The sequence below is a fragment of the Methylobacterium sp. BE186 genome (assembly GCF_031457035.1).
Classification (GTDB): Bacteria; Pseudomonadota; Alphaproteobacteria; order Rhizobiales; family Beijerinckiaceae; genus Methylobacterium; species Methylobacterium segetis.
The window spans coordinates 243,217-265,009 of sequence record NZ_JAVDVV010000004.1; the positions used below are offsets into that span (position 1 = coordinate 243,217).

A 21,793-nucleotide genomic window follows, 5' to 3' on the forward strand; every position below is an offset into this window, starting at 1 on the left:
GCGGCCACGATTCGCAGAGTGGCCCATTCAGGAGGATCGAAGATGTCTCACAAGTTCAAGATCGGCCAGCGGGTGCGTCAGGCTCGGCGGTTCGGTTCCGCGGATAGCGGGAGCGCGACGAGCAGCACCTTCGAGATCATTCGGCTCATGCCGGAAGAGCGGACGGGCGAGCCGGCGTACCGGGTCAAATCAGCCACTGGCGAGCGCGCTGTGCTCGAAGGCGAACTCACCCTCGTCTCCTGAACAAGAACCAGGAGAGCGCACCGGGACATCGTGCCGTTCACTGGGTGACGGCCGCTGGTGGGACGCTGCGACCGGCGTGTGGCGGGACGCACGACGTAAGGCTCTGCGCTGCTTGCCAGCCGTCGAGGAGATCGCTGCCGTCCGAATGACGAAGGTCGTGCGCGTGACCGCCTGACCGGGACCACGACACAGGCAGCAACGCGGACAGCATTCTCGCGGCCTTCTGCTGGCGCGGCCCCATGCGGCACGACCGGCTGCAGCATCGGTGCAGGCACCGGCCGCATCCGTCCGCTCCGTCCTTCGAAAACCGCGTCGATATTGTGCAATGCGGTCAGAAGCTTGCGGAAGGCTATAACATTTGACGCAATACGCTGGAAATTAATACGGATCAAAAAGCATTGATCGGGCTTGAACGAGAGCCCCAAAATGTGACTTAGGTGCAGTGCGGTAAGAGCATTGCTATGCTTCGTCAGCAAAGCATATGTGCTTATAATCTTATTGCAGTCGCTATGAATACATAACTTTTAGCCGAAGGAGCGATGATGGCGATCAATCAGGGCAAGCAGGCCGAGCAAACCGGCCAAGCCGCGGACGCTGCGAAGGCGAATGTCGACCAGACCGCTGAGCAGGGCCGGCAATTCGCCGATGCGGCACGCGACGGCGTGAACAAGCTGGCCAATCTGCAGGAGCAGGCCGCTCAGAATACCAAGCAGATCGTGCAGCGGAGTGTCGAGACGGCCTCGCAGCAGGCGCGTGAGGTCGCGGAGCGCTTCACGAAGACGCTGGGCTTCACGGGCGAGGACAGCGAGCGTCTGGCCCGCCAGTCGAAGCAGAACCTGGAAGCGGTCGCGCGCTGCGGCACGGTGCTGACCCAAGCCTTCCAGGATGCCTCGCGTAGCTGGTTCGGTCTGGCGCAGAGCCAGTGGCAGCGCAACCTCGAGGGGCTGAACAAGCTGACCCGTGCCAAGTCGGTCCAGGAATTTGCCGCGATCCAGAGCGAGTTGGCGCGCGAGAACCTGCAGCACATCGTTCAGGACAGCCGGGCGATCACCGAGACCTCCGCCCGCGCCGTCGAGGAGGCCAGCAAGGCTTTCGCCAGCGTCGCGCAGGCTCCGACGCTGGTTCGCTGAGGCGAGAAAAGCATCTGAACCCCGGGCAAGTGTCCGGCGTTCACTCCCTGTCAGAGGGGCGGTCGCTTCGGCCGCCCCTTCTCTTTTTCTCAGGCGCGTGTCTCCGGAACCGCGCAACGCGGAGCCTGCATGTACAACCCTTTTGCCGTCGCCCTGTTGGCCCTCGAGGCCCAGAAGGTCGTTGAGCTTCGGCTCGTGAAACTCGCCTGGGGCGGCTCGGAGGGCTGTGTCGAAGCCCAGCAGATGGTGAGCGAGAAGGTCAGCGCCTTCATCGAAGCATCCGGTACGCTGATGACGGGCGGCTCCTGCGAGACGGTGGTGGCGCGCTACCGCGAGCATGTCGCCGCGAACACCAAGCGGTTGACGGCCGCCTGACCCCGGCTCCGGCGGGGGCCGCGGCTCCTGCCTGCCCTCCCGCATGAGAGCTCCCTCAGAGGATAGAGAAGGATCGGTATGGCACGCTTCGTTGCGATTGAGAGAGGTACAGACCGCGTCTACGGCGACACGGCCCGTTTCGGCTCGGCCGGGAACGTGGTCTCGCCGGCAGACGCAGTCTGCCTGTTCGACCGCCACGCCGGCCGCGCTCCGCGCGGCTTCGGCTACGTCAAGCCCGACAGCGATTCCGCACACTACGACGTCTACGAAATCCCGCCCTCCGCTCCCAGTCGAGCCGCGGCGAGCGATGCGGAGGCGCAGGCTCTGCTCCGCGAGCACGGCGCGTTGGTGACCTCGCTCGTCACCTACAATTCCTGACTGCGTCTGCTGCCGGTCTGGGGCTCCGCCCAAGCGACGACTGCTCGTCGACGAGGCCGGATTGCCCGGACGCATTGCACGCTTCGACAGCTGCATCCGGGGCATCCAGCCTTCGCTGGACCACCCGTCCGGTCGCAATCGGAACGCATCGTCGGACGAATTGACGGCGCCCGGTGCCCGACGGAAGGCTGCCGTACGTGGGACGCGATCTCCGCGACGCGACCTGGCCTTCCGGCTGTTCATGGTCACGACCGTGCAGTCGCCTCCCAATTGGACCGGTCCAAAATATCGGTCAGGTCAAGCCGCTGACGAGCAGATCGTCAGGCTCGAACTCAGCCCTTCGAGCGGCGAGATAGCTGGGATCGAACCCTGCCAGATCACGCAGTCGCCGGACATCTGTGATGGTCAACTTCTGGCGTCCCAGAGACACAAGCTGGTGACTGCAGAGGGTCTGCAGGATCCGGCTGATGTGCACATGGGAGGTTGCCGCGGCGTCAGCCAGATCCGCCTGAGACAGGCTCAACTCACATCCGTCTTGTCCTGCGAGCCCGACAGCCTCAAGGCGGGCCTGCAACTCACACAGGAGGTGGGCCACGCGTTGCAGGGACGCCTGGCTGTCGTTCAAGAGCCATGCACGGGCGCGGTTGAGCTCGTCCCGCATCAGCCAGCGAAGGGCGCGTTTGATGCCGGGATAGCTGCTCAGCATGCACAGATCTGGTCGGGGCAGTTCGGCAACGCTGCATCTGGTAAGGGTGCCGACGCGCCAGGCCAGTTCGGAGGGGAAGCCCGCCGGCGGCCCGAAGAGATCTCCGGGGATGAGGAAAGCGGCAATCCGCCGTGTGCCGTCCGGCAGTGTTGCGTAGCGGCAGGCGAGGCCGCGCATCATCAGACAAAGGACAGGCTCAGCCTGCTGGCCGATGATGGCCTGATGGGCTGCCAGCTCTTGCGTATCGAACTCGAGTGACAGCAGCACTTTCTGCTCAAGGTCTGCCAGCGTGCCCGCCTGTTCGAGGCGGCGGATGAAGGCGTTAGCCAAGGCACGACCTCCCTCGACGCGCGTGGAGTGCATTGTTCTTCATTCCGCCCGTGCCCGAGGCGTCTCTGCCGTTGAGCGAGCCGGCTTCCGCCGGCCTTCCGGCGCGATCTCGGCGTTCTGTTCGCCCTCCTGCGGCTGGGTGACCGGATAGGCCGCCGCCCCGATGGCCGAGATGCTGCCGCCGAACGGCACGCTGAGAAGCGCGATGCATTCGCCCAGGGGCCAGAGCAGGGTGATGGTCCCCACACCGCCCAGGATCGCAGCGAACATCAGGCGAAACATCCGAACTCGCCCGGCCACTCCCTCATGAGCGACGGCCTTGCGCGGAAGCCGACCTTCCGCTCCCGCCTCTCGCGCTGGCCGTCACATCGCCCTGATCGCAGTTGCCGAGCGCATCGCGAGAAACCTTGAGGTGTGGCGCGTGTGCCGAGCCTCACCGTTCCTTCCGGCTTCCGCCGCTGCTTGCTCGCTCGGCCTCCGCCATCCTGCCCGGGCGCCCCAGGCCGCTCGCTTTGGCAATTTCAGAGCGTTGCTCGGCGTAAGCGGCAGCGACCATCGGGTAATCGCTCGGCAGGCCGTAGCGCTGGCGGTAGCTGTAGGGATCGAGCCCATGCATCGCGAGGTGGCGCTTGAGCGTCTTGTAGGGCTTGCCGTCGATGAACGAGATCAGCGCGTCCGGCGTGATCGACCTGCGCACCTGCGAAGGTGTCGGCTTCTCCTCCTGTTTCGCAACGGTCGGCGCAGCCCCGCTGGCGAGGCCCGTCAACGCCGCGTGGACGCTGCTCAACAAAGGCGGAATTTCTGCTGCGGACACATGGTTGCGCGTTACATAGGCCGACACGATCTCGCCGGTCATTTCAATGAGATCAGCGTTCCGAAGGTGGGAATTTTGAAACACGATCTTCCTCTTTTTTGACTTTCATCTTCTTGTGCTGAGCGGCGCCAAGACTCCGCGCGACCCTGCGCCTGATCTCGTCCAACAGCATGCTCACGAGATGACGCAGCGATGCTCTCCCGTCTTCATCGCTGGCCAGACGAGACCCGATGGTAGGCCGGGTTGTCCGATCCAGGGGGCTCGGAGCACCGCCTTCACCACCTGCCCCAATGGCATCCAGCGCGTCAGCCGGTGCCGCAATCACCACAGCGCCATGACCGAGAGCGCTGAGGATGCGCTCCCCATTTTCATTCCGAACGTCCACACGGACACGGCTCGCACCTGTCTTTTGTAGCTCGTGTGCGACCAGTTCACCGGCCGCCCGATGCGCAAGCGCACGGACCGCGTTCAAGTCGGGAAGCTCATATCCCTCGGTATCCCGGATCCTTTCGCCATCGTCGATGTCGAAGAAAAAGCGTGGCACGGGGCCTTCGTCCGGTTGCGAGGCGGTATGCACCCGCGGTTCAACTGCAGGGCTTATATGATGCTCACGACGCAACGGGATCGACTGAGCCGGCACAAACCATCGACTGCCAGGGCTGATGGGAGACTAAAATGCGGACCATCTTCACGACCGACCGAATTCATGTGCGCGATCGGTTCGCCCATTGGCATGACATCGCTCGGCAAGGCATCGTCGACCACGACGCCAAGCCGACCTGCCGCAAATCATTCCAAGCGGAGCTTCACGTCGGCGCGATCGGCACAAACGGTGTCGCCTTTTTCAAGAGTTCGGACATGATCGTCTCGCGCACGAGGCGGCATATCGCGCGCGGCGCCACCGACGAGATCTTCGTCTGCCGTCAGTTCAGCGGACGATTGATGCTGGAGCAGGATGGCCATCAGGTCGGGCTGGAGCCCGGGGACGTCACGTTGCTCGACCCTGCTGTTCCCTACGCGGCCCAGTTCTCGGGCGGCTCCGAACTGCTTGTGTTCAAGGTCGCGCGCAACGCTTTGGAAGGCCGCGTCGGGAGGGCGCGCGAGTTGACGGCGCGGGCCCTCCCGGCGAATGCCGAGGGCCGGTTAACATCCGCGTATCTCAGCCTGCTACCCTTCCACGCGAACGGCCTCAGCGCGGCGGTAGGGGAATGCGTCGAGCCGCACATTCTGGACCTCATCGCCCTCTCGTTCAGCCGGGCACCCGGTGGGGGTTCGGCGCAGGGCTCCTCGGCGCGCTCGTTGGTCCGCACGAGGGTGCGCTCGGCGGTCGAGGCGAACCTCTGCGATCGAAGCTTCGGGGTTGCCGCCGCCGCACAAGCAGCGGGCGTCAGCGTCCGCTACGCCAACGCCGTGCTCGCGGATGACGGTACGTCGATCATGCAACTCCTTCAGACGCGGCGTCTGGAGCGTTGCCGCCAAGCGCTCGCAGATCCGGCGCAGGCGCACCGGACGGTGAGCGAGATCGCGTATGGCTGGGGGTTCTCGGACATGAGCCACTTCGGACGTCGATTCAGAGCCTTGTTCGGGATGCTGCCCAGCGAGTTCCGGCGTGGCGCGCAGGTGGCTACTTCCCAGGACCTGCAAGGTTAGCGCTTCAGCGCACGGCCTCAGACATGCAGGCTTGGACCACCCTTCTCGAAGCCTGAAACGGCCGGAGTACCAGTCCCGGAGCGACGCAGCGGATCAGCGGCGCTTCTCTCCAGCCAGTTCAAATTCGCCGATGTGGTAGTCCATCGCGGGTGCCAGTCGCGCAATATGCGGCTGCCATTGTGCTCTCAGCGCGAGATAAGTCTCAGCCCCTGCCTCACCCGGCATCGTCTCGACACCGGCTGCTGAGAGCCGCCTGACAGCCGCTGCGAAGCGGGTGCGCCATGCCTCGCTCTCGGCGCTGTTCACCTCGGCCGGGGCCGGCAGATGTCCGGGCAGAAACGTCGTTTCGAGCGTGACGACGAGCAGCATGGCAACGCGCCAGATTGCATCGACGGCGGCTGTCTCCTTCAGCCATGCTGCCTGCCGGTCTGCAATCCCGCTGCGGATCAGTGACACTGCGTCGAGGGCGATGAAGGTCTGTGCCGAGACCGAATAGAAGGACTGCCGGAAGCGGAAGTAGAACAGCACGGGATAGAAGTGGTGCGCCTCCTTCATCTCGGCCATGGACCCCGCAACGTCGGCCAAGTGGGTGTAGCCTGACGTGAACTGCCCCTGCGGCCCCAGCCGAGCCAGGAGTTCGGCCGCATCCGCGGTTTCACCCGCCAAAAGATGGAGCTTCAGTCCCAGCGCGTTGCGCTGCCGAAGCGCGGTGTAGACCTGCATGACGTAGGTCAGGACCAACGACGTCGCCGACATTCCGACGAGCGAGTTCACCAGATAGAGGAGGCGGTAGGCGTCCGTGACCGGCTTGAAGTCGCTGGCCCCCACAATCGCCATGCTGCTGCCGCCGGCATAGAGGGCGGTCATGAAGTCAGCCGGGGTCTCGCCGGTGCTCGCTCGAACGGCCGTCCCGAGCGCGGGGTGGATGATCAGGCCGGCCCCGAGGGTCAGTCCCAGTGCCCAAAGCAGGACGAAGGCGATCAGGATGACCGGCCCGCAGAACGAGAGCACGACGTCCCGCTTCTGCCCGAACTGATCGGCGGCACGGCGGAAGATCGCCCATGTGAGATGGGCGACCCGGTCCGCGATCAGGCCCGTCCCGATGCGCGCGTAAAGGACTGTCAGGAAGATGTCGGCGAGGACGAAGCCCATGACGAGCGCGCCCAACGCCCGTTCGAGCACAGGCAGCATCAGACTAGCCAACCTTCCAGTCTCAGGCGTTGGTCAGCACGCGAAAACCTTGTCGGCGGTAGGCTTATTGGCGTCCGCAGGCGCAGAAGTAGTCGCGCTTGCACGAGGCGCACTCTCCACAGTTGTTTGTGAATGGCTTGACGCGCTCACCTTTCACGAGAGAGCCGTTGATCGTCATCCGGGTAGGGCTTGATCTGGCTGTCGCGTGCTACCTCGGCAACCGAGATCGGTACATTCTCCGTCCAACGCGGAAAGTTGACGACGATGCGCCCTTCCGTCGAAACGGGCACTTCAGTCACTGGGCGGTCGAAGCTGGCGACCTGGCGCAATCGCGCTGGACCCTGAGGCGGCGCTACACTCTGCTGTGCCATGCATGTGGGGGTCAGGAGCGTTCCAAAGAACAGGGTCACTGTTCTGAGCCTGATCACGCTTGCCTCCACCGCATGGCGATGTTCGTGCAGGATGCAGCTGCCACCTTGCAGCGTGAACGCGGCTCGAACGCAGCCGTATCGTCGATCGGTCAGTGAGGCCGTGCCTTCTCTTGCGGTGCACGTTGGGAGACCGCTGCGAGGGTTGGCACGGCCCGCATGTCCGGAGGCACTTGGAAGTCCTTGGCTGCGCCTCGCGCCGCTTGAGTGCCCTGCGGGAAGCCTGTCCGATCCCGGTAGGAGCGTAGCCGGCCACGGGGACGGCTGTGGCGGGCCGTCACCCCCTGCGCGCTGATGATGTCGAGCAGCGTCACCCCCAGAACCGCTGCAAGAGCAATCCCGACGTTGTCGCGCTTCGGATTGTCATGCCGCATGGCCTTCATCAGGGTGGCGATGTCGAGCCCGTCTCCGACGACGCGACTCCACAATCCAACGTGCTTGTCTGGGGAGAGGGATAAGAAGCCGTGCCCGAGTTCACGGACGCCGAACGCTCGCACGAGCGCTTCTTTGCCCTCCATCCCGAGTGCACGGGTGATGCGCTCAGCCGCAATCAGCTCCGTCATGCCGAGCCCGATGCTGAACCAGCCGAGTGCTTTGGCCATGCGGTCAGCAGTCCCCAGCGAACTGGGACCCGAGTGGATGACTTTCGGATCGCCTTTGGACCGGGCAATGTTCGAGATGTAGTAAGCCATGTCTTCTGCCCCCGGGTCTTCAGGGTTTCAAAACCACCTTGATGCAGCTGTCCTGCTTATCGCGGAACACCTTGTACATCTCGGGTCCCTCATCGAGGCCCACGGTGTGAGTGATGACAAACGATGGGTCGATCTGCCCCTCTTGGACGCGGCGTAGAAGGTCATCGGTCCAACGGTTGACGTGCGTTTGGCCAGTCCGGATGGTCAGCCCCTTGTTCATCAACTGGCCCATCGGCATCTTGTCTACCAACCCGCCATACACACCTGGGATCGAAATCACCCCAGCCGGGCGGCAGACGTAGATCATCTCGCGAAGGACGTGCGGGCGGTCGCTTTCCACTCCCAATATCTGCTTGGCGCGGTCGTAGACCGTATCGGGCTGCGAGGCTGAGACATGGGCTTCCAACCCGATGGCGTCGATGCACTTCTCCGGGCCCTCGCCGCCCGTGAGCTCGTTCAGACGCTCAATAACGCTCTCGTCATCGAAATTGATCGTGATGGCGCCGCCGGCTTCCGCCATTTCCAGGCGCTCCGGCAAATGATCGATGGCGACTACCTGCTTGGCGCCGAGCAGGACGGCGCTGCGGATGGCCATCTGACCAACGGGACCGCAGCCCCAGATCGCGACCGTATCGGTCGGTTGGATGTCGCACTGGACAGCGGCCTGCCATCCGGTTGGTAAGATGTCACCGAGGAAGAGGACCTTCTCATCTGGGATGCCATCCGGCACCTTGATGTGCGTCGCATCGGCAAAGGGAACGCGAAGATATTCGGCCTGCCCGCCAGGATAGCCGCCGGTCAGATGCGTGTAGCCGAATAGGCCAGCCGTCGCGTGGCCGAACACCTTGTCGGCGAGGTGCTTCTTGCGGTTCGTGGTCTGGCACACCGAGAAATTGCCGCGTTTGCACTGGTCGCACTCGCCGCAGATGATGGTGAACGGAACCACCACCCGCTCGCCGACCTTGAGCTTGTGCTTGGCCTCAGGCCCGACCTCGACGACCTCCCCCATCATCTCGTGTCCCATGACGTCACCGGGCAGCATCGCCGGGATGAAGTTATGGAACAGGTGCAGGTCCGAGCCGCAGATCGCACAACTGGTTACCTTGATGATGGCGTCGCGTGGCTGCTCGATTTCAGGGTCAGTAACGGTATCGCACCGGATGTCTTCTTTGCCGTGCCAAACCAAGGCTCGCATCGCATTCTTCTCCCATCAGCTGATGTGCGAGAGTCAACTTCGAAGCTGTACGGCGCGAAAGGGCTGGAGCCCCCGCGGGGACGTCGGTCGGGGTTGCAATGGTGCGAACCGGCCGAGCGCCGCCTCGTTCCTAAGGACAACGCCTTAGGAAGCCTCCTATGTGAGCAGGTTTCTCCGGTCCGGAACGGGCTTGCTTCGCCTGTGGGCGGGATCCGCGTGAGACCTGGGGGCCGGCCCTGATCGCCCTGTGAGACGCGCAGTAACACCTCTGCGTCCACAGGGGTGGCCGCCCGGCCGCCGATAGCCGGCATGGCATCCCGATCCAGCCTCGGTGAGATGCCGGACGGGCAAGCTGCTCAGGAAGTTGCCTTAGGAGCCGCCCGAATTGTCGCCCGCAGCACCACACTCATGTCCCGGAGAACTCGAAGCGTCCGCAGGGCTTCACATGGCCAAATCCCAGGCTCCCTTCACTCCCGATGACCTTGGCGCCTGTGCTGCCACCGCAATGGCCGAGATCCGGATCGTCCTAAGCCGCCTGACGCCCGCCGAGCGCGCCGCCTTTTGGAATGCCGTGGATCTCCTCTACCGGGCACCTTCCGGATCTCCGATGAGCATGAAGGAATCTCGGCCGGTCCAGAACGGCGTTGCGCAGGGTCTCAAAGCCCTGCTTCCGCCCCTTTGGAAACACGCTGGCGAGGCTGACGGTTGTACCAGCCTGCCGGAGCTGCAGGCCTGCGAAGCAACGGGCTAGAACGACTCCCAAGCACGTTGCAACCCGCAGCCGCTACGACCAGACCTCGCTCGCGCCCAGTGTGCATCCGGCGCCGCAAGCGCGTCCAACCGAGAGCGGGAAGAGGGTGCAAAGCGCGTGTCGCTGAACGCCTCGGCGGAGAAGCGCGTGGCCCAGTTGGTGGTTGTCACGCTTGAGACAGCTTCCCTGCAGGGTGATCCGCTGGTCCGGGCGGGCATTGAACCTTGTAAACGGCAGCGGTGGCGCGCCCATCGGGAGTGGGCCGCGTCCCGCCTTTCCAAGTCAGGCATCGCGGTCGGGCGAGGGGGGGCAGCTGCGCCGGCCTTCCCCTGCGATGGCCTACCGGGGAGAGGGCATCGAAGCCCGCGCATCGGAGGGCTCCTAAGGGATGGGCCGGATATACTCGCCCGTCGGCAAAGGGTGAATAGGGCACCCTCATAGGAGGAGGCCCGATAGTGATATTCGCCCCAATCGCCGCGATGGATCCCACCATCTCGGGAGCCGCTCGCGTGCCACGGCACCTGGCTCCGGTACCGGAAGGGGGCGGCCCCGTCTGTACGCTGGCTCGGAAGCTCGATGGCTTTGCCCCACTCACGGTGCAGGATCGAGCGGCGCTTGAAGGGCTGACCGGCTACGTCCGATCGGTCGAGCGGCACGCCGTTCTCGTGGAGCAGGAATGCGTGGCCGAGCACGCGCTCATCGTCTTCGCCGGGTTTGCCAGCCGCTTCAAGCGCCGCTTGTCGGGCCGGCGCCAGATCTTGGCCTATCTCATCCCCGGTGATCTTTGTGACCGAGGCGCGCTCCACAGGTACCCGCTCGACCACGCGATCGAGGCTCTGACCGACTGCCGGATCGCCAAGGTCCCGCGCCCGGCGTATGTCGACCTGCTCGGCCGGCATCCCCGCATCGCGCTGGCGCTGCAGCGCGCAAGGCTTGCCGAAGAGGCGACGGCCCGCGAGTGGATCGCCAATATGGGCATGCGCTCGGGTCCTGAGCGCACCGCGCATCTCCTGTGCGAATTGCTGGAGCGCCTGGGCTCGATTGGCCAAGTCTCGGACGGTCAGTTTGATCTGCCGTTGACGCAGGGGGATCTGGCCGACACGCTCGGCCTGTCGAGCGTGCACGTGAACCGCGTGCTGCAAGTCCTGCGGCGCGACGGGCTGATCTCGCTGCGGGGAAGCTGCCTGCGAATACTCGAACCGCAGCGGCTGCGTCAGCTCGCGGAGTTCGAGGCCGGCTACCTTTAAGCGTTCGCCGGCTGTCTCCGGGGCCATTGCGGCCTGCTTCCTTCGCGGGCGCCAAGCTGCGACCTAGAGCCATGACCGTTCATCTTAGCGACGGCCAAGTCGTTATCGTAGCCGGTGGCGGCGAGGCTGTTGCGGCACTCATCGACCGTGAAGCGAGCGAAGGTCTGCCGGAAGGTTTTCTACAGATCTGGAACCGTTCGTGGACGCGCGCCCTCGGACAGGCCGGGGATAAAACATGGGGCCGAATACCAAAGTTCGGCAACGATCCGAAAAATCCGTTGATTGGTCGTGCTCCGTACTATGGGTTGCCATTCTGCCATATACAGCCAGAGATTTCTGCCCTGCTCACGGATTGATCTGCACCCGAAGTGTCTTGATGCGCTTTGAGGGAAAGTAACGGGAGCGCCCAGACAGATAAGCGGGAGGCGGTCATGGCATTCAAGAGTTGGGCTATCCAACTGCAGAACGCACAACCGAACGAGATTGCTTCATCCCCATATGAGATGGCAGTAGTGGATCGCGATTGGTGGGACGGGACGTCTATCCGGTCGTACTACGCCTCAGAAGTCAAACTTATGGAAACACCCGCGAACGGCGTCGGCCATCGTGAAATACTCTCATATATGAGCGTCGGACAAGCATCAAGCTATCGTGATTATTGGAATCCATCCTGGAATTCGGCGCCTCCGCCTTGGCTCGACAGTTATGATCCTAATTGGGCTGGAAGTTTTTCCGTGCATTATTGGGAACAAGGATGGAAAAACATCCTTTTCGGCAGTCCAGCCGCCTATCTTGACCGTATCATAAAGGCAGGTTTCGACGGAGTTTTCCTCGACAACGTGAGTATATTCCATCAGTACGACAATTATGCGTTTGCAGACGGGTCAACCAAAACCTCTGCAGAGCGCATGATTGATCTTGTCGCCCAGATCTCCGCATATGCGAAGAAAATAAATCCTGCTTTCCATATTTATAGCAACGGCGGCGAGGATCTTGTCCCGCAAGCCCAATTTTTGAATGCTATTGATGGCATTAATAAGGAAAGCTTATATTATGGCGTCCCTGGTCTCGGCATTCATAACGATCCGGCCATGGTAAGTTACAGCGAAGGGTTGCTCAAAACAGCAAAATCAGCAGGCAAAACCGTCTTAAATATCGAGTACCTTGGGCAGGAGTCAAGTATCACTGATGTAATCGGCCAGGATGCAAAGAATAGCTTCTTACCATATTTTACTCCGCAGCAAAGCCTCGACACGTTGGATTTCACCGGCACTGCTGCTGCCAACACGCTGAGGGGCACAGCAGGCGCTAATCATCTGTTTGGCTTGGCGGGGAACGACAAACTCTCGGGCGGTGGCGGAAACGATTGGCTGTTTGGGGGAACGGGGAACGATTGGATGGATGGAGGTCCAGGCAACGATCACCTCAATGGTGGGCCAGGCGCCGATATATTTCATTTTGGACCTGCTCCAGTGGGCAAAGACATCATTGAAGATTTCAACCCGCGTCAGAATGGTGAGTACATCGAGCTGGCAAAATCCCTCGCATCATGGACAAAAAGCTACACTGCGCTCAAGTCGCATATTAGCGAGAACGCTGCACACGATGCCATTATCGAACTTGGCGGAGGCAACACGGTCACTTTGCTCGGCGTGCACAAGGCTGATCTCAACTCGGGTGATTTCCTTTTCGTTTGAGTGGACGCGCAAGAGGTATGCGATGTTGAGCCCGCCCCTGCCGGGATCGCGACCGGCATCAGACGGGTTTTCGAGCAGGTCCCGCGCCGCTTGAGACGGGTTTGCGGGCGGGGCGTTGACGGCTGAAGGAGCTTGCGCCTGCCTTCGCCGCTGTCTGTGAACCTGCGCGAGCGTGTCTTTGCTGCGGTGGCAGCAACTGGCCTCCTGCCATCGCGCCGCAGCCCGCTTCGGGGTCAGCGTGTCGAGCGCAAGCCCCTGGGCGGAGCGCTCCGCCACGAGGGCCAACGCGTCACCAAGCCGATGGGCTGCGATCACAGCTTGCAGCGGATCAAGCCGCATGCCGGCCTGATCCTGGCGATCTCCCAGCAGGAGCCGCGTCTCTTCCTGCGCGAGCTCGACCCGGACCGGCTGGTGTTCCTTGACGAGACGGCCGCAGACACCAACCTGGCGTGCCGCCACGGCTGGGCTCCGTGCGGCGAGCGCTGCCGGCTCGCAGCGCCGCATGGCCACGACAAAACCACCTCCGTCACAGCCGTCCTGCGCACCCGCGGGCTGTGTGCCACCGCGCTGTTGGATGGCCCTACCAACGGCAGGCGCTTCCGCAGCGACGTCACCGAGACCCTGATCCCGGTGCTGCAGCCTGGCGACCTCGTCGTCATGGACGACCTGCCAGCCCACAAGATCGCGGGCGTACAGGACGCGATCGAGGCCGCGGGAGCCAGGCTCATGGACCTGCCGTCCTACAGCCCTGATCTCCACCCGATCAGGGGCCCCCCCAACCGGCCTGTCGGTTGGGGACCCCTCAGCGTGTCTTCGCAAAACTTAAGGCGCTGCTGCGCAGCGCGGCAACTCGCATCATCCCGGATCTCTGGGCGGCGATCCGACAGGCTTTCACCTGCGTCACCCCGCAGGAGTGCCGCAACGACCGCGGCGCAGCCGGATAAGAAGACGATTCGACCGTCGCGATGTGATCGGGAACAGCTCTAGTCGCCGTCCTGGAGGGCGGGCCGCACCCCAGCTTCGGTCGCGATGAGAACGGCCTCGGGCAGGGTGTGGGCTCCGAGCGCTTCCATCACCCGGGCGCGGTAGATCTCCACCGTGCGCGGACTCAGGCCCAGCGTCCGGGCGATGCTCTTGTTGGTGCCGCCCCCGAGCAACCCCTCCAGCACCGAACGCTCGCGTGCCGACAGAGCGGCGATCCGATCACGGGACTCATCGCGCGCGTGTGTCCGCTCCGCCGCGTCGCGGATTTCGGCCAGCGCTGTCTTGACCGCGAACAGCAGCACCTCCGGTGTCCAGGGGGCTTCGAGGAAATCGACCGCTCCCGCCTTCATGGCGCGTACCCCGAAGCCGAGGTCGCCCGCGCTCGCACCGACCGCCACCACGGGCAGGTGCGAGCGCGAGGGTTTCAGCTCACTCGCGACACCCAAGCTGCCGCCCTCCTCCAGGTCGAGCACGACGCAGCCGGGCATCAGCGAGTTCGCCATCTTGAGGAAGGCCTGACCGCTCACAAACGTCTGAACCTCGTACCCGGCGGCCTGCAGGGCAGCAACAAGGCCGCGCCGGGCGTCATCTCCGACCGCGACCACGTAGGCGCGCAGGCCGGTGTCGATGGTGACGTCCTGCGCAATCCCACCCACCAGTCGAGCGTGCCCGTCGACCGCTGGGATCGGGAAGAAGGTGTCCCGGATGCGGCGCACGGCGCGGTCCGAGCCACGCAGGATGCGGTACTTCAGGACCAGCGTCTCGCCACGACCGACCCGCTCCAGCGCTCGCGCCGCGCCGTCTTGGTCCTCCGGGTGGACGCTTGCGAGCCAACTCGCGACATCCGGCATATCCTCGGTGGGCATGCCCCAAACCTGCGCGAAGGCCGGGCTGAGATAATCGAGCTGCCCGCTCTCCAAGTTGGCGAGCCAGAGCACGTTCGCCGAATGCGCGGCGAACCGCCGGAAGCGCTCTTCGCTCTCGCGCAGGGCCACCTCGGCGCGCTTCTCCCGATCGACGTCCTGCACCACCATGATGGCCTGCCGAATACTGCCACTCTGCTCCCGCACCGGAATGGCGCTGACTCGCATCCAGCGCTCGTTGCCGTCCTCGGTCCGGTGCAGGAAGCTGACGTCCTGCACGATCTCGCCCCGCGTCGCCCGCGCGAAGGGGTACTCGTATGGGCTGAGGATCCGGCCCTCGGTGTCGAAGCCGGTCCACTGAGGCTGCACGTCCGGATCGATGGAGGGAGCCCTGCCGCCGGGAAGAAACTGCCGGCAAAGCGGATTGGTGAGCAGTGCTCTTCCATCGGCCCCGAACAGGCCGGCTGCGAAAGGGAGATGCTCGATCAGTGCGCCAAAGCGCGCGTGCTGCGCCTCGATCTCGCGCAAGGCGGATCGGAGCCGCTCCTCCGTGCGGACCCGCGCGGTGGTTTCGTACACATGGCAGAGCACGCCTTGCACGCTGCCGCCTTCATCCCGGACCGGCGAGTAGGCGAAGGTCCAGAGGGTCTCCTCCTGAGACCCATGGCGATCCACCGTAACGGTATAATCCTCCTGGTAACTCGCCTCTCCCCGGAGCGCGCGCTCCGCCACCGGCCCGATCTGGTCCCATGCCTCGCCCCAGACCTCGCGAAAGGGACGCCCGAGCGCCTCTGGCTTGATGCCGAGGATGGGCCGGTACGCGTCGTTGTAGAAGCTGATGAGGTCAGGTCCCCAGGCGAGGTAAGTCGGAAAGGCCGAGTTGAGCATGCTGCCCAACGTGTGCCGCAACGCGTGTGACCACGCCTCGATGGGGCCGAGCGGCGTGGGTCTCCAGTCCTGCTGTCGAATGCGGATGGACATATGACCGCCACCCGTGAGGAAATTCCCGGATTCCACGGTCTCCTCCGTCCGGGCTCGTGTCGAAGTGGCGGCCAGCGGGTCTGAGAGACGGCTTGAAGGCTCTGCACTCATCGGAGAGTTCGAAGCCGCGCCCGCAGACTCTCGTCCTGGGCGCACCGCTGAAATGCCGGAACCGGAACTTGTCGTCCCAACGGCCGTCCCGCCACCAGTCTCGGCAGCGCCGCGTCGCGGATGGCGGCTCGGTCAGCCGGGTGCAGGAAGGCCGAGATCGGGGTGGCCGGGATGCCGTCGTCAGGTTGGAGTCCGACCGTCTTGCGCCCGGCCGCGTTCAGGAAGTCCGATCTGCGATGTGTGTCGGCGATGCCGATGAATCCCTGCTCATGGGCAGACGACGGCCGCGAACAGAGGATCGAGCGGTCGCGCCATCGCAGCCCCTGTGCCGCTTCGCAGGCTCGCTGGTTCCGGCGCGCGCCGGGCAGCGTGTCATCAGGCTCGGGCGATATGTCCTGGCGCACCCTCGAATCGGCCTTCTTCAGTGGCGGCACTCTGCCAAGCTGGAGAGGCGCAGGAGATTCGAGACTTGGACCGGTGGCCACCATTGTTGGCCAGCTCGGTAAATTCGATCCGCAGGGAGCGCAACCAACTATGTTAGTTGATTGCGTACAAATTAAACGGGGTCGATCGAAAGTAGATCGCTCCACTCTCTCATACGGTACGAAGCAAACAAATCGGGAATTGACCTCTGAAGCTCTTTCTCCGAATTGGAAATGTGGCATTCGTTTCTTACGCAGCTTCGGACGTCCCGTCACGAACAAAGCGTGGAAGCGAGGCAACACGGTTCTTCTGCGGATTGCAACCGAGTTTGCGACAGGTCCCCAAATCCGCCGAAGCGGCAGGCTCGCCTCGAAGGCAACAGCTCACGATGCTCGCGCGGGTGGCGAAGGCGCCCAAAGCTCTGTCGTGAGCGTATGCGGCCGGTCGGACTGACGAACGGCGCAACTGGGCTCCCGTAGAACCCATCCGTGCGCACCGGGGTTGATTTGCGACATCCCCAGCCTCGGAGCCTCACAATGCCCAGTCATAAGGTTCTGATTGTTGCGACCTCTCATGCCGAGTTGGGCTCCAGCGGTCACCGGACGGGTGTTTGGCTGGAGGAACTTGCCACACCCTACTACGCGCTCCTTGACGGAGGCGCCGACATAACGCTGGTCTCCATACGGGGTGGAGAGATTCCCTTTGATCCGCGCAGCCTGCCGGCGGAGGCGGGCGATGGGCCCGGTGAGGAACCGGCCGAGCGGCAGGAAACACCAGCCTCGGTACGCCGCTTCATCGCTGACGCGCAGGCGCTGCAAGTCTCCCGGAACTCGCCTGCCCTTGGCAGCGTGAACCCGGCCGCCTTCGATGCTGTGTTCCTGCCCGGCGGCCACGGGCCGATGTGGGATGCGGCCACCGACGACACGCTCGCGCAGGTCATCGGAGCGATGTTCGAGGGCGGCAAAGTGGTCGCAGCCGTCTGTCACGGGCCAGCGGGCCTCGTTCGCGCTCAGCGTGCGGATGGGCGCTCGATCGTGGAGGGCCGCCAAGTGAGTGCCTTCACCAACACGGAAGAGGATGCGGTCGGGCTGACAAACGTCGTGCCCTTCCTTCTGGAGGATCGGCTGAAGGAACTCGGAGCCCGCTTCGAGCGCGGTCCCGACTGGCAGTCCTTTTCGGTTCAGGACGGCAACCTCATCACAGGTCAGAACCCGCAATCGTCTGAACAAGTGGCCCGGCATGTGCTGAATGCGTTGGGGCGCAAGCTCCCTGTGGCTTGATCAAATCCACAGTCGCGGCCGAGCTTCATCCTCACGGATGACTACCGCATTCATTCTATTGCCCGCTGGGCGCGCGATCTTGGTTCGCCACGACTTCACGTTTTGAATCCGATTGCGGGCAGCGACAAGCGGCAGGCCGGGACCATACAGGACGCCCAGCCCGCGAACATCCGCTTCGAAGACATCGCCCGAATCGGCTGAATGGCAGGAATGGGTGCATTTCAGCCGTTCATGCAGATTGTTTCGTGAGCAAGCTTTGCCAAAAAAGGCTCGACCGCTTCCGTGATCGACCAAAATTCAGATTTTCACTCGATCACTTGATCGGCACTGATCATCAGAGCCGGCGGAACGCTGATCCGCAGGTCGGCTGCAGCCTTCAGGTTGATGAACAGCTCTACCTTGGTGACGAGCTGAACCGGCAGGTCAGCGGCCTTCTCGCCCTTCAGGATCCGCCCGACATAGATGCCGGCGTTGCGGTGCGACTGCGCGAAGTCACCGCCGTAGCTGATGAGACCGCCCGCCAGGGGAAAATCGCGGGACTGCGTGATGGCTGGAATGCGGTGGCGCAGCGCGAGATCCGCCAGGGTGCTGCTGCGGTTGGCGAAGTACGGATCGGAGGTAAAGACGAGACCCCCCACCTGCGCCCGCGGCAGGTCTGTAAAGACCGCTCTCAACTCTTCCTCGGTGCTTGCCTGAAAAATCTGAAGCTGAACCCCGATCGTGTCCGCGGCAGCCTGGAGGTTGCGCAGCTGCGAGTTTGCGGTCGGGCTGGTCGGGTTGGCGACAACCGCGACGATGCCAGCATCCGGCAGGATTTCATGCAGGAATTCCAGTCGCTTGCGTGAGACCTCGACGCTGAGGCTCGATACGCCGGTGAGATTCCCGCCCGGCCGCGACAAGCTGTCGACGACGCCGAGCGCGACGGGATCGCCTCCCATCTCGAACACGATCGGGATCGTCGTCGTGGCGGATTGTGCCGCGAGGGCCACGGGCGCACCTCCCGGTGCTGCCAGAACCGAGACTTGCTGCTGGACGAGTTCCGCCGCGAGCGCGGACAGCCGGTCGTAACGCCCCTCGGCCCACCGGAACGCGATCACGACGTTGCGGTCCTCACGGAACCCGGCCTCGGCCAGCCCCTGGCGGAAGGCTGCGAGACGGCTGGCATAGATCTGAGGCGACTCAAGGCCGAGATATCCGACGACCGGAATCGCCGGCTGTCGTGCCCAGACCGGAAGGGCGGACACGGCCCCGAACACAAGGATGATCTCACGCCGCCTCATGGGATCCCCATCGTCCGATCAGGATCTCGACGTCGAGCGAGCCTTCAGGCGCACAACCGACACGCAGCCGACGATGGCGCTTTCCCGCAGCGGGATGCCCACCGCATGCATCCGCAGCATAGCGGTCGTGGGGCAGGTTAACACTCCGATCCGACAGCGGCAGCACTTCGGCTTGTGGGCTTCCTCCGCGCGGCGCAGGCCGATCGAGGCGGAGCAGGTACGGCCCGTCGATCCCACGCTTGCGCGACTCAGCCTCCGGACGGGAAAGCTCGTGCGTCCGCCACAAGGTCCGTCCGCGAACGCTGCACTGACGGGGTGCTCCGCCCATGGCATAGTCGGCGCACGCTTTCGGGCCGCTGGGAGGTCATCCCATGGAGCGGAGTGCAACTCTCCCGGGGAGACGCAGGCGTGACACGCGTGCCCTCAGCAGCGGCAGGCGGGCCTCGTTCTCCCGATCATGACGGACTCTCCCGGGCGGGCCGGCGCGTCCGGTTTTCGCCAGTCCCTCCTGCGCAAGTATTTCCTCGCGCTGTTCGCGGCTGCCGTGATGCCGCTCCTCGGGAGCGGGGGCATGGAGGCGTGGTTCGGTTATCAAGACCAGCGCGAACGCCTGGACGAGCTGCTGGGCGTTGAGGCGCGGGCCGCCGCGTCTCGGATCCAGAGTTTCGTCGACGGTATCGGCGACCAGCTCGGTTGGATGGTCCAGCTTCCCTGGAGCGCGGGCGCTGAAGAGAGGCAACGGTTGGATGCCTTGCGGCTCCTGCGTCAGGTTCCGGCCATCGTGAGCCTCACGCTCGTCGACGGCGCTGGCAGGGAACAGCTGCGCATCTCGCGCATCGGCCTCAACCAAGTGGGCAGCCTCGTAGACCGATCCGCCGATCCGGCGGTTGCGGGAGCTCGCATGGTCCGCATCTGGTACGGGCCGGTGACCTATTTTCGAGACTCGGAGCCCTTCATGAGGATCGCGGTCGCCGGCAATCGCGCCGTCGTCGGCGTCGCGGTCGCGGAGATCAATCTCAAACTCATTTGGGACGTGATCTCGGCCATCCATGTAGGCCGCACCGGACATGCGTTTGTTTTGGATGCAGAGGGCCGGCTCATCGCGCATCCCGACATCAGCCTCGTTCTCCGGGGCGGAGACGCGGCCGCAGCGCGCCCGCTGCGGATGCTCCGCGACGCGATCCGGGCCGAGGGCCGATCGGCGATCGGTCGTGACACGGCGGGTGCTTCGGTCGTCGCTGCCATGGCCGTGGTTCCGGGCGTCGACTGGACCGTCATCGTGCATCAGCCCCTGCTCGAAGCGTTTGGGCCGATAGACAAGGCGCTCCGGCGAACCGGCGCCCTGCTCCTTCTCGGCAGCGCGTTCGCCGGCATCCTCGCCTTCTGGCTGGCACGTCGGATGACAGGTCCGATACGGCAGATCGAGTACGGCACGGAGCAGATCGGCGCAGGGCATTTCGACCATCGCATCCCGGTCTCCTCGGCGGACGAACTCGGCCGGCTGGCCCAGCGCTTCAACGCCATGGCGGGCGAACTCGCCCTCTCGCAGGAGCGGCAGGAGCGCATCTCCCGCCTTCGGCGCTTCCTCGCGCCGCAGGTCGCAGAACTCGTCGACCGAACGGGCGACGACAGCCTCCTCGAGGGGCGGCGCGTGGAGGTGGCGGTGATCTTCTGCGATCTGCGCGGGTTCACGCCGTTCTCGGCGAAAGCGGCTCCCGACGAGGTAATGCACGTCCTCGCTGCGTATTTCGAGGCGCTGGGTCGCGTGATCACCGAGCACGGTGCCACCCTCACACAATTCACCGGCGACGGGCTGATGGTTCTCCTCAATGCGCCCGTTATCTGCCCGGAGGCCAGCCCGACCGCGATGCGACTGGCAATCGATATGCAGGACGCTGTGCAGAGCCTCGTCGCCGAATGGCGTCACCGAGGCTACGCCATCGGCTTCGGGGTCGGTGCGACGATGGGACCGGCGACGGTCGGGCAGATCGGGTATGAGAACCGGCTCGACTACACGGCGATCGGGCCGGTGGTCAATCTGGCCGGGCGCCTCTGCGCTGCAGCCGAAGACGGGCAGATCCTGATCGATTCAGCGCTGGCCGATCAGGTCCAAGGACTCTTCGATGCCGCCCCCCTCGGGCCGCGTGTTCTCAAAGGGTTCGACGCTGGTATCGAGATCTACAGCATCGTTCGTCCCGTCCCGAACGCCGCCGCATAGCGGTGCCCCGTCAGTCACGAAGAGTGTCCATCGGTCGGTTTCGCGGACCCTTTCGTCGGAACGGCAATGGACTGAGAATTATCTCAGCTTGGCAGCCAGCCGATGGGTGTGAGGGACTCAATGATTTCGGCTGAAGCACCATGACGTATATTTTCAGTACCGATTGATATCGGACTAATATCCTGACTGTACTGCTTGTATTAACGGTTTTTATTTGGCTTGTTTGCTGTCTAAGGTCTGATTCTGTCGGTGAATATATTCGATCGAAATTTTAATCTAGATTTTTCAAAAGACGAACTTGCGCAATGGCGAAATGATTTCTCTTGGACGCTGTGGTGAGGAGATTGCGCAATCCGATTGCGCGCATACTATGCGCACCAGCGGGCATATTGCGCTTCTCGTGGCAGGAGGATGCCGGCGGCATCCTTCCTCCGTAGTCCTCGCTTCGAAAATCAGTCGGCTCGATTTTGGAGCTACCCCTGCACCCCGCCGCCAAGAAGGCGAACCTCAGAGCGATTTCAGCGGATCCTTCTCCAAGCGAGGCCGTGCACGAGCACGACGTTGCGTGCCCTGGGTGGCTCCTGGCTCGGTGAACTGCCGGGCGCTGGCGCAGGCGACGCAGGCCTTCGCGCGGCGCTTCGGCGAGCCCAGACGGGGCGGCATCGTCCTGATGAACTCGCTCGTGGCGTTCCAGGGGTGCCGCGGGCGGCGAACGACGCCGCCGGCATGCCCCCTACGTGCAAACCCTCGCCGAGGGCCTCCACGCCGAGTTGCGGCCACGCAGGGGATGTCCTGTCCTCGGCGCCCGGCCCCATTCTGACCGGTT

At 63.9% G+C, this 21,793-nt stretch carries 20 protein-coding genes and 1 pseudogene; 12 read left to right on the forward strand and 9 right to left on the reverse strand.

The genetic code is table 11. From position 1 onward, the window contains the following. Positions 1–42 precede the first annotated feature (42 nt). From J2X36_RS06980 to J2X36_RS06995, 4 genes are all read left to right on the forward strand, one after another. Positions 43–243 carry a hypothetical protein gene (locus J2X36_RS06980; RefSeq protein ID WP_132253296.1) on the forward strand — a complete coding sequence of 67 codons (201 nt, stop codon included), beginning with the start codon at positions 43–45 and terminating at the stop codon, positions 241–243. Between the two features lie 542 nt (positions 244–785). Further along, positions 786–1,373 carry a phasin family protein gene (locus J2X36_RS06985; RefSeq protein ID WP_132253371.1) on the forward strand — a complete coding sequence of 196 codons (588 nt, stop codon included), beginning with the start codon at positions 786–788 and terminating at the stop codon, positions 1,371–1,373. 129 nt (positions 1,374–1,502) lie between these two features. Continuing rightward, the gene (locus J2X36_RS06990) at positions 1,503–1,748 is read left to right on the forward strand and encodes a hypothetical protein (protein WP_132253299.1); all 246 of its coding nucleotides are present in this window, start codon (positions 1,503–1,505) and stop codon (positions 1,746–1,748) included. 78 nt (positions 1,749–1,826) lie between these two features. After that, complete coding sequence (locus J2X36_RS06995; RefSeq protein WP_310347582.1) at positions 1,827–2,126, forward strand: hypothetical protein; 300 nt, start codon at positions 1,827–1,829, stop codon at positions 2,124–2,126. Positions 2,127–2,418: 292 nt separating this feature from the next. Here J2X36_RS06995 and J2X36_RS07000 read toward each other — a convergent pair whose 3' ends face one another. The 4 genes from J2X36_RS07000 to J2X36_RS07015 form a co-directional block, all read right to left on the reverse strand. After that, entirely contained in the window at positions 2,419–3,162 is a 744-nt protein-coding gene (locus J2X36_RS07000) for a Crp/Fnr family transcriptional regulator (protein WP_310347583.1), read from the reverse strand. Positions 3,163–3,201: 39 nt separating this feature from the next. Beyond that, complete coding sequence (locus tag J2X36_RS07005; protein WP_310347585.1) at positions 3,202–3,444, reverse strand: hypothetical protein; 243 nt, start codon at positions 3,442–3,444, stop codon at positions 3,202–3,204. A gap of 151 nt (positions 3,445–3,595) precedes the next feature. Next, a complete protein-coding gene (locus tag J2X36_RS07010) occupies positions 3,596–4,018 on the reverse strand; it encodes a MucR family transcriptional regulator (RefSeq protein ID WP_310347586.1) in 423 nt (140 codons plus the stop codon). Between the two features lie 10 nt (positions 4,019–4,028). Further along, positions 4,029–4,520, reverse strand: coding sequence for a DUF6894 family protein (locus J2X36_RS07015; protein WP_310347589.1), 492 nt, complete (start codon positions 4,518–4,520; stop codon positions 4,029–4,031). Positions 4,521–4,651: 131 nt separating this feature from the next. On the opposite strand from J2X36_RS07015, the gene J2X36_RS07020 reads away from it, so the two are divergent. Continuing rightward, the gene (locus J2X36_RS07020; RefSeq protein ID WP_310347590.1) at positions 4,652–5,626 is read left to right on the forward strand and encodes a helix-turn-helix domain-containing protein; all 975 of its coding nucleotides are present in this window, start codon (positions 4,652–4,654) and stop codon (positions 5,624–5,626) included. Positions 5,627–5,719: 93 nt separating this feature from the next. Here J2X36_RS07020 and J2X36_RS07025 read toward each other — a convergent pair whose 3' ends face one another. From J2X36_RS07025 to J2X36_RS07035, 3 genes are all read right to left on the reverse strand, one after another. Continuing rightward, on the reverse strand, positions 5,720–6,817 hold the full coding sequence (locus J2X36_RS07025; protein WP_310347592.1) for a two pore domain potassium channel family protein: 1,098 nt from the start codon (positions 6,815–6,817) through the stop codon (positions 5,720–5,722). Positions 6,818–7,337: 520 nt separating this feature from the next. After that, positions 7,338–7,937 (reverse strand): hypothetical protein, encoded by a 600-nt coding sequence (locus J2X36_RS07030; RefSeq protein ID WP_310347595.1) that lies wholly within the window; start codon positions 7,935–7,937, stop codon positions 7,338–7,340. A 19-nt stretch (positions 7,938–7,956) separates the two neighbouring features. Continuing rightward, positions 7,957–9,132 (reverse strand): zinc-dependent alcohol dehydrogenase, encoded by a 1,176-nt coding sequence (locus tag J2X36_RS07035; RefSeq protein ID WP_310347596.1) that lies wholly within the window; start codon positions 9,130–9,132, stop codon positions 7,957–7,959. A 445-nt stretch (positions 9,133–9,577) separates the two neighbouring features. On the opposite strand from J2X36_RS07035, the gene J2X36_RS07040 reads away from it, so the two are divergent. The 5 genes and pseudogenes from J2X36_RS07040 (at position 9,578) to J2X36_RS07060 (ending at position 13,771) form a co-directional block, all read left to right on the forward strand. Then, positions 9,578–9,883 carry a hypothetical protein gene (locus tag J2X36_RS07040; protein ID WP_310347598.1) on the forward strand — a complete coding sequence of 102 codons (306 nt, stop codon included), beginning with the start codon at positions 9,578–9,580 and terminating at the stop codon, positions 9,881–9,883. A 479-nt stretch (positions 9,884–10,362) separates the two neighbouring features. Continuing rightward, positions 10,363–11,130: a Crp/Fnr family transcriptional regulator gene (locus tag J2X36_RS07045; protein ID WP_310347600.1), complete on the forward strand. Its 768-nt coding sequence runs from the start codon at positions 10,363–10,365 to the stop codon at positions 11,128–11,130. Between the two features lie 71 nt (positions 11,131–11,201). After that, complete coding sequence (locus tag J2X36_RS07050; protein WP_310347602.1) at positions 11,202–11,486, forward strand: hypothetical protein; 285 nt, start codon at positions 11,202–11,204, stop codon at positions 11,484–11,486. Between the two features lie 27 nt (positions 11,487–11,513). Next, on the forward strand, positions 11,514–12,827 hold the full coding sequence (locus J2X36_RS07055; protein WP_310347604.1) for an MJ1477/TM1410 family putative glycoside hydrolase: 1,314 nt from the start codon (positions 11,514–11,516) through the stop codon (positions 12,825–12,827). 138 nt (positions 12,828–12,965) lie between these two features. Beyond that, positions 12,966–13,771 (forward strand): annotated as a pseudogene (locus tag J2X36_RS07060) (transposase). A 39-nt stretch (positions 13,772–13,810) separates the two neighbouring features. Here J2X36_RS07060 and J2X36_RS07065 read toward each other — a convergent pair. Continuing rightward, entirely contained in the window at positions 13,811–15,691 is a 1,881-nt protein-coding gene (locus tag J2X36_RS07065) for a PAS domain S-box protein (RefSeq protein ID WP_310347606.1), read from the reverse strand. 1,034 nt (positions 15,692–16,725) lie between these two features. On the opposite strand from J2X36_RS07065, the gene J2X36_RS07070 reads away from it, so the two are divergent. Next, a complete protein-coding gene (locus J2X36_RS07070; protein ID WP_310347608.1) occupies positions 16,726–17,469 on the forward strand; it encodes a type 1 glutamine amidotransferase domain-containing protein in 744 nt (247 codons plus the stop codon). Between the two features lie 305 nt (positions 17,470–17,774). Here J2X36_RS07070 and J2X36_RS07075 read toward each other — a convergent pair whose 3' ends face one another. Beyond that, the gene (locus J2X36_RS07075; RefSeq protein WP_310347610.1) at positions 17,775–18,749 is read right to left on the reverse strand and encodes an ABC transporter substrate-binding protein; all 975 of its coding nucleotides are present in this window, start codon (positions 18,747–18,749) and stop codon (positions 17,775–17,777) included. A gap of 457 nt (positions 18,750–19,206) precedes the next feature. On the opposite strand from J2X36_RS07075, the gene J2X36_RS07080 reads away from it, so the two are divergent. Next, positions 19,207–20,967 carry a HAMP domain-containing protein gene (locus J2X36_RS07080; protein WP_310347613.1) on the forward strand — a complete coding sequence of 587 codons (1,761 nt, stop codon included), beginning with the start codon at positions 19,207–19,209 and terminating at the stop codon, positions 20,965–20,967. Positions 20,968–21,793 lie beyond the last annotated feature (826 nt).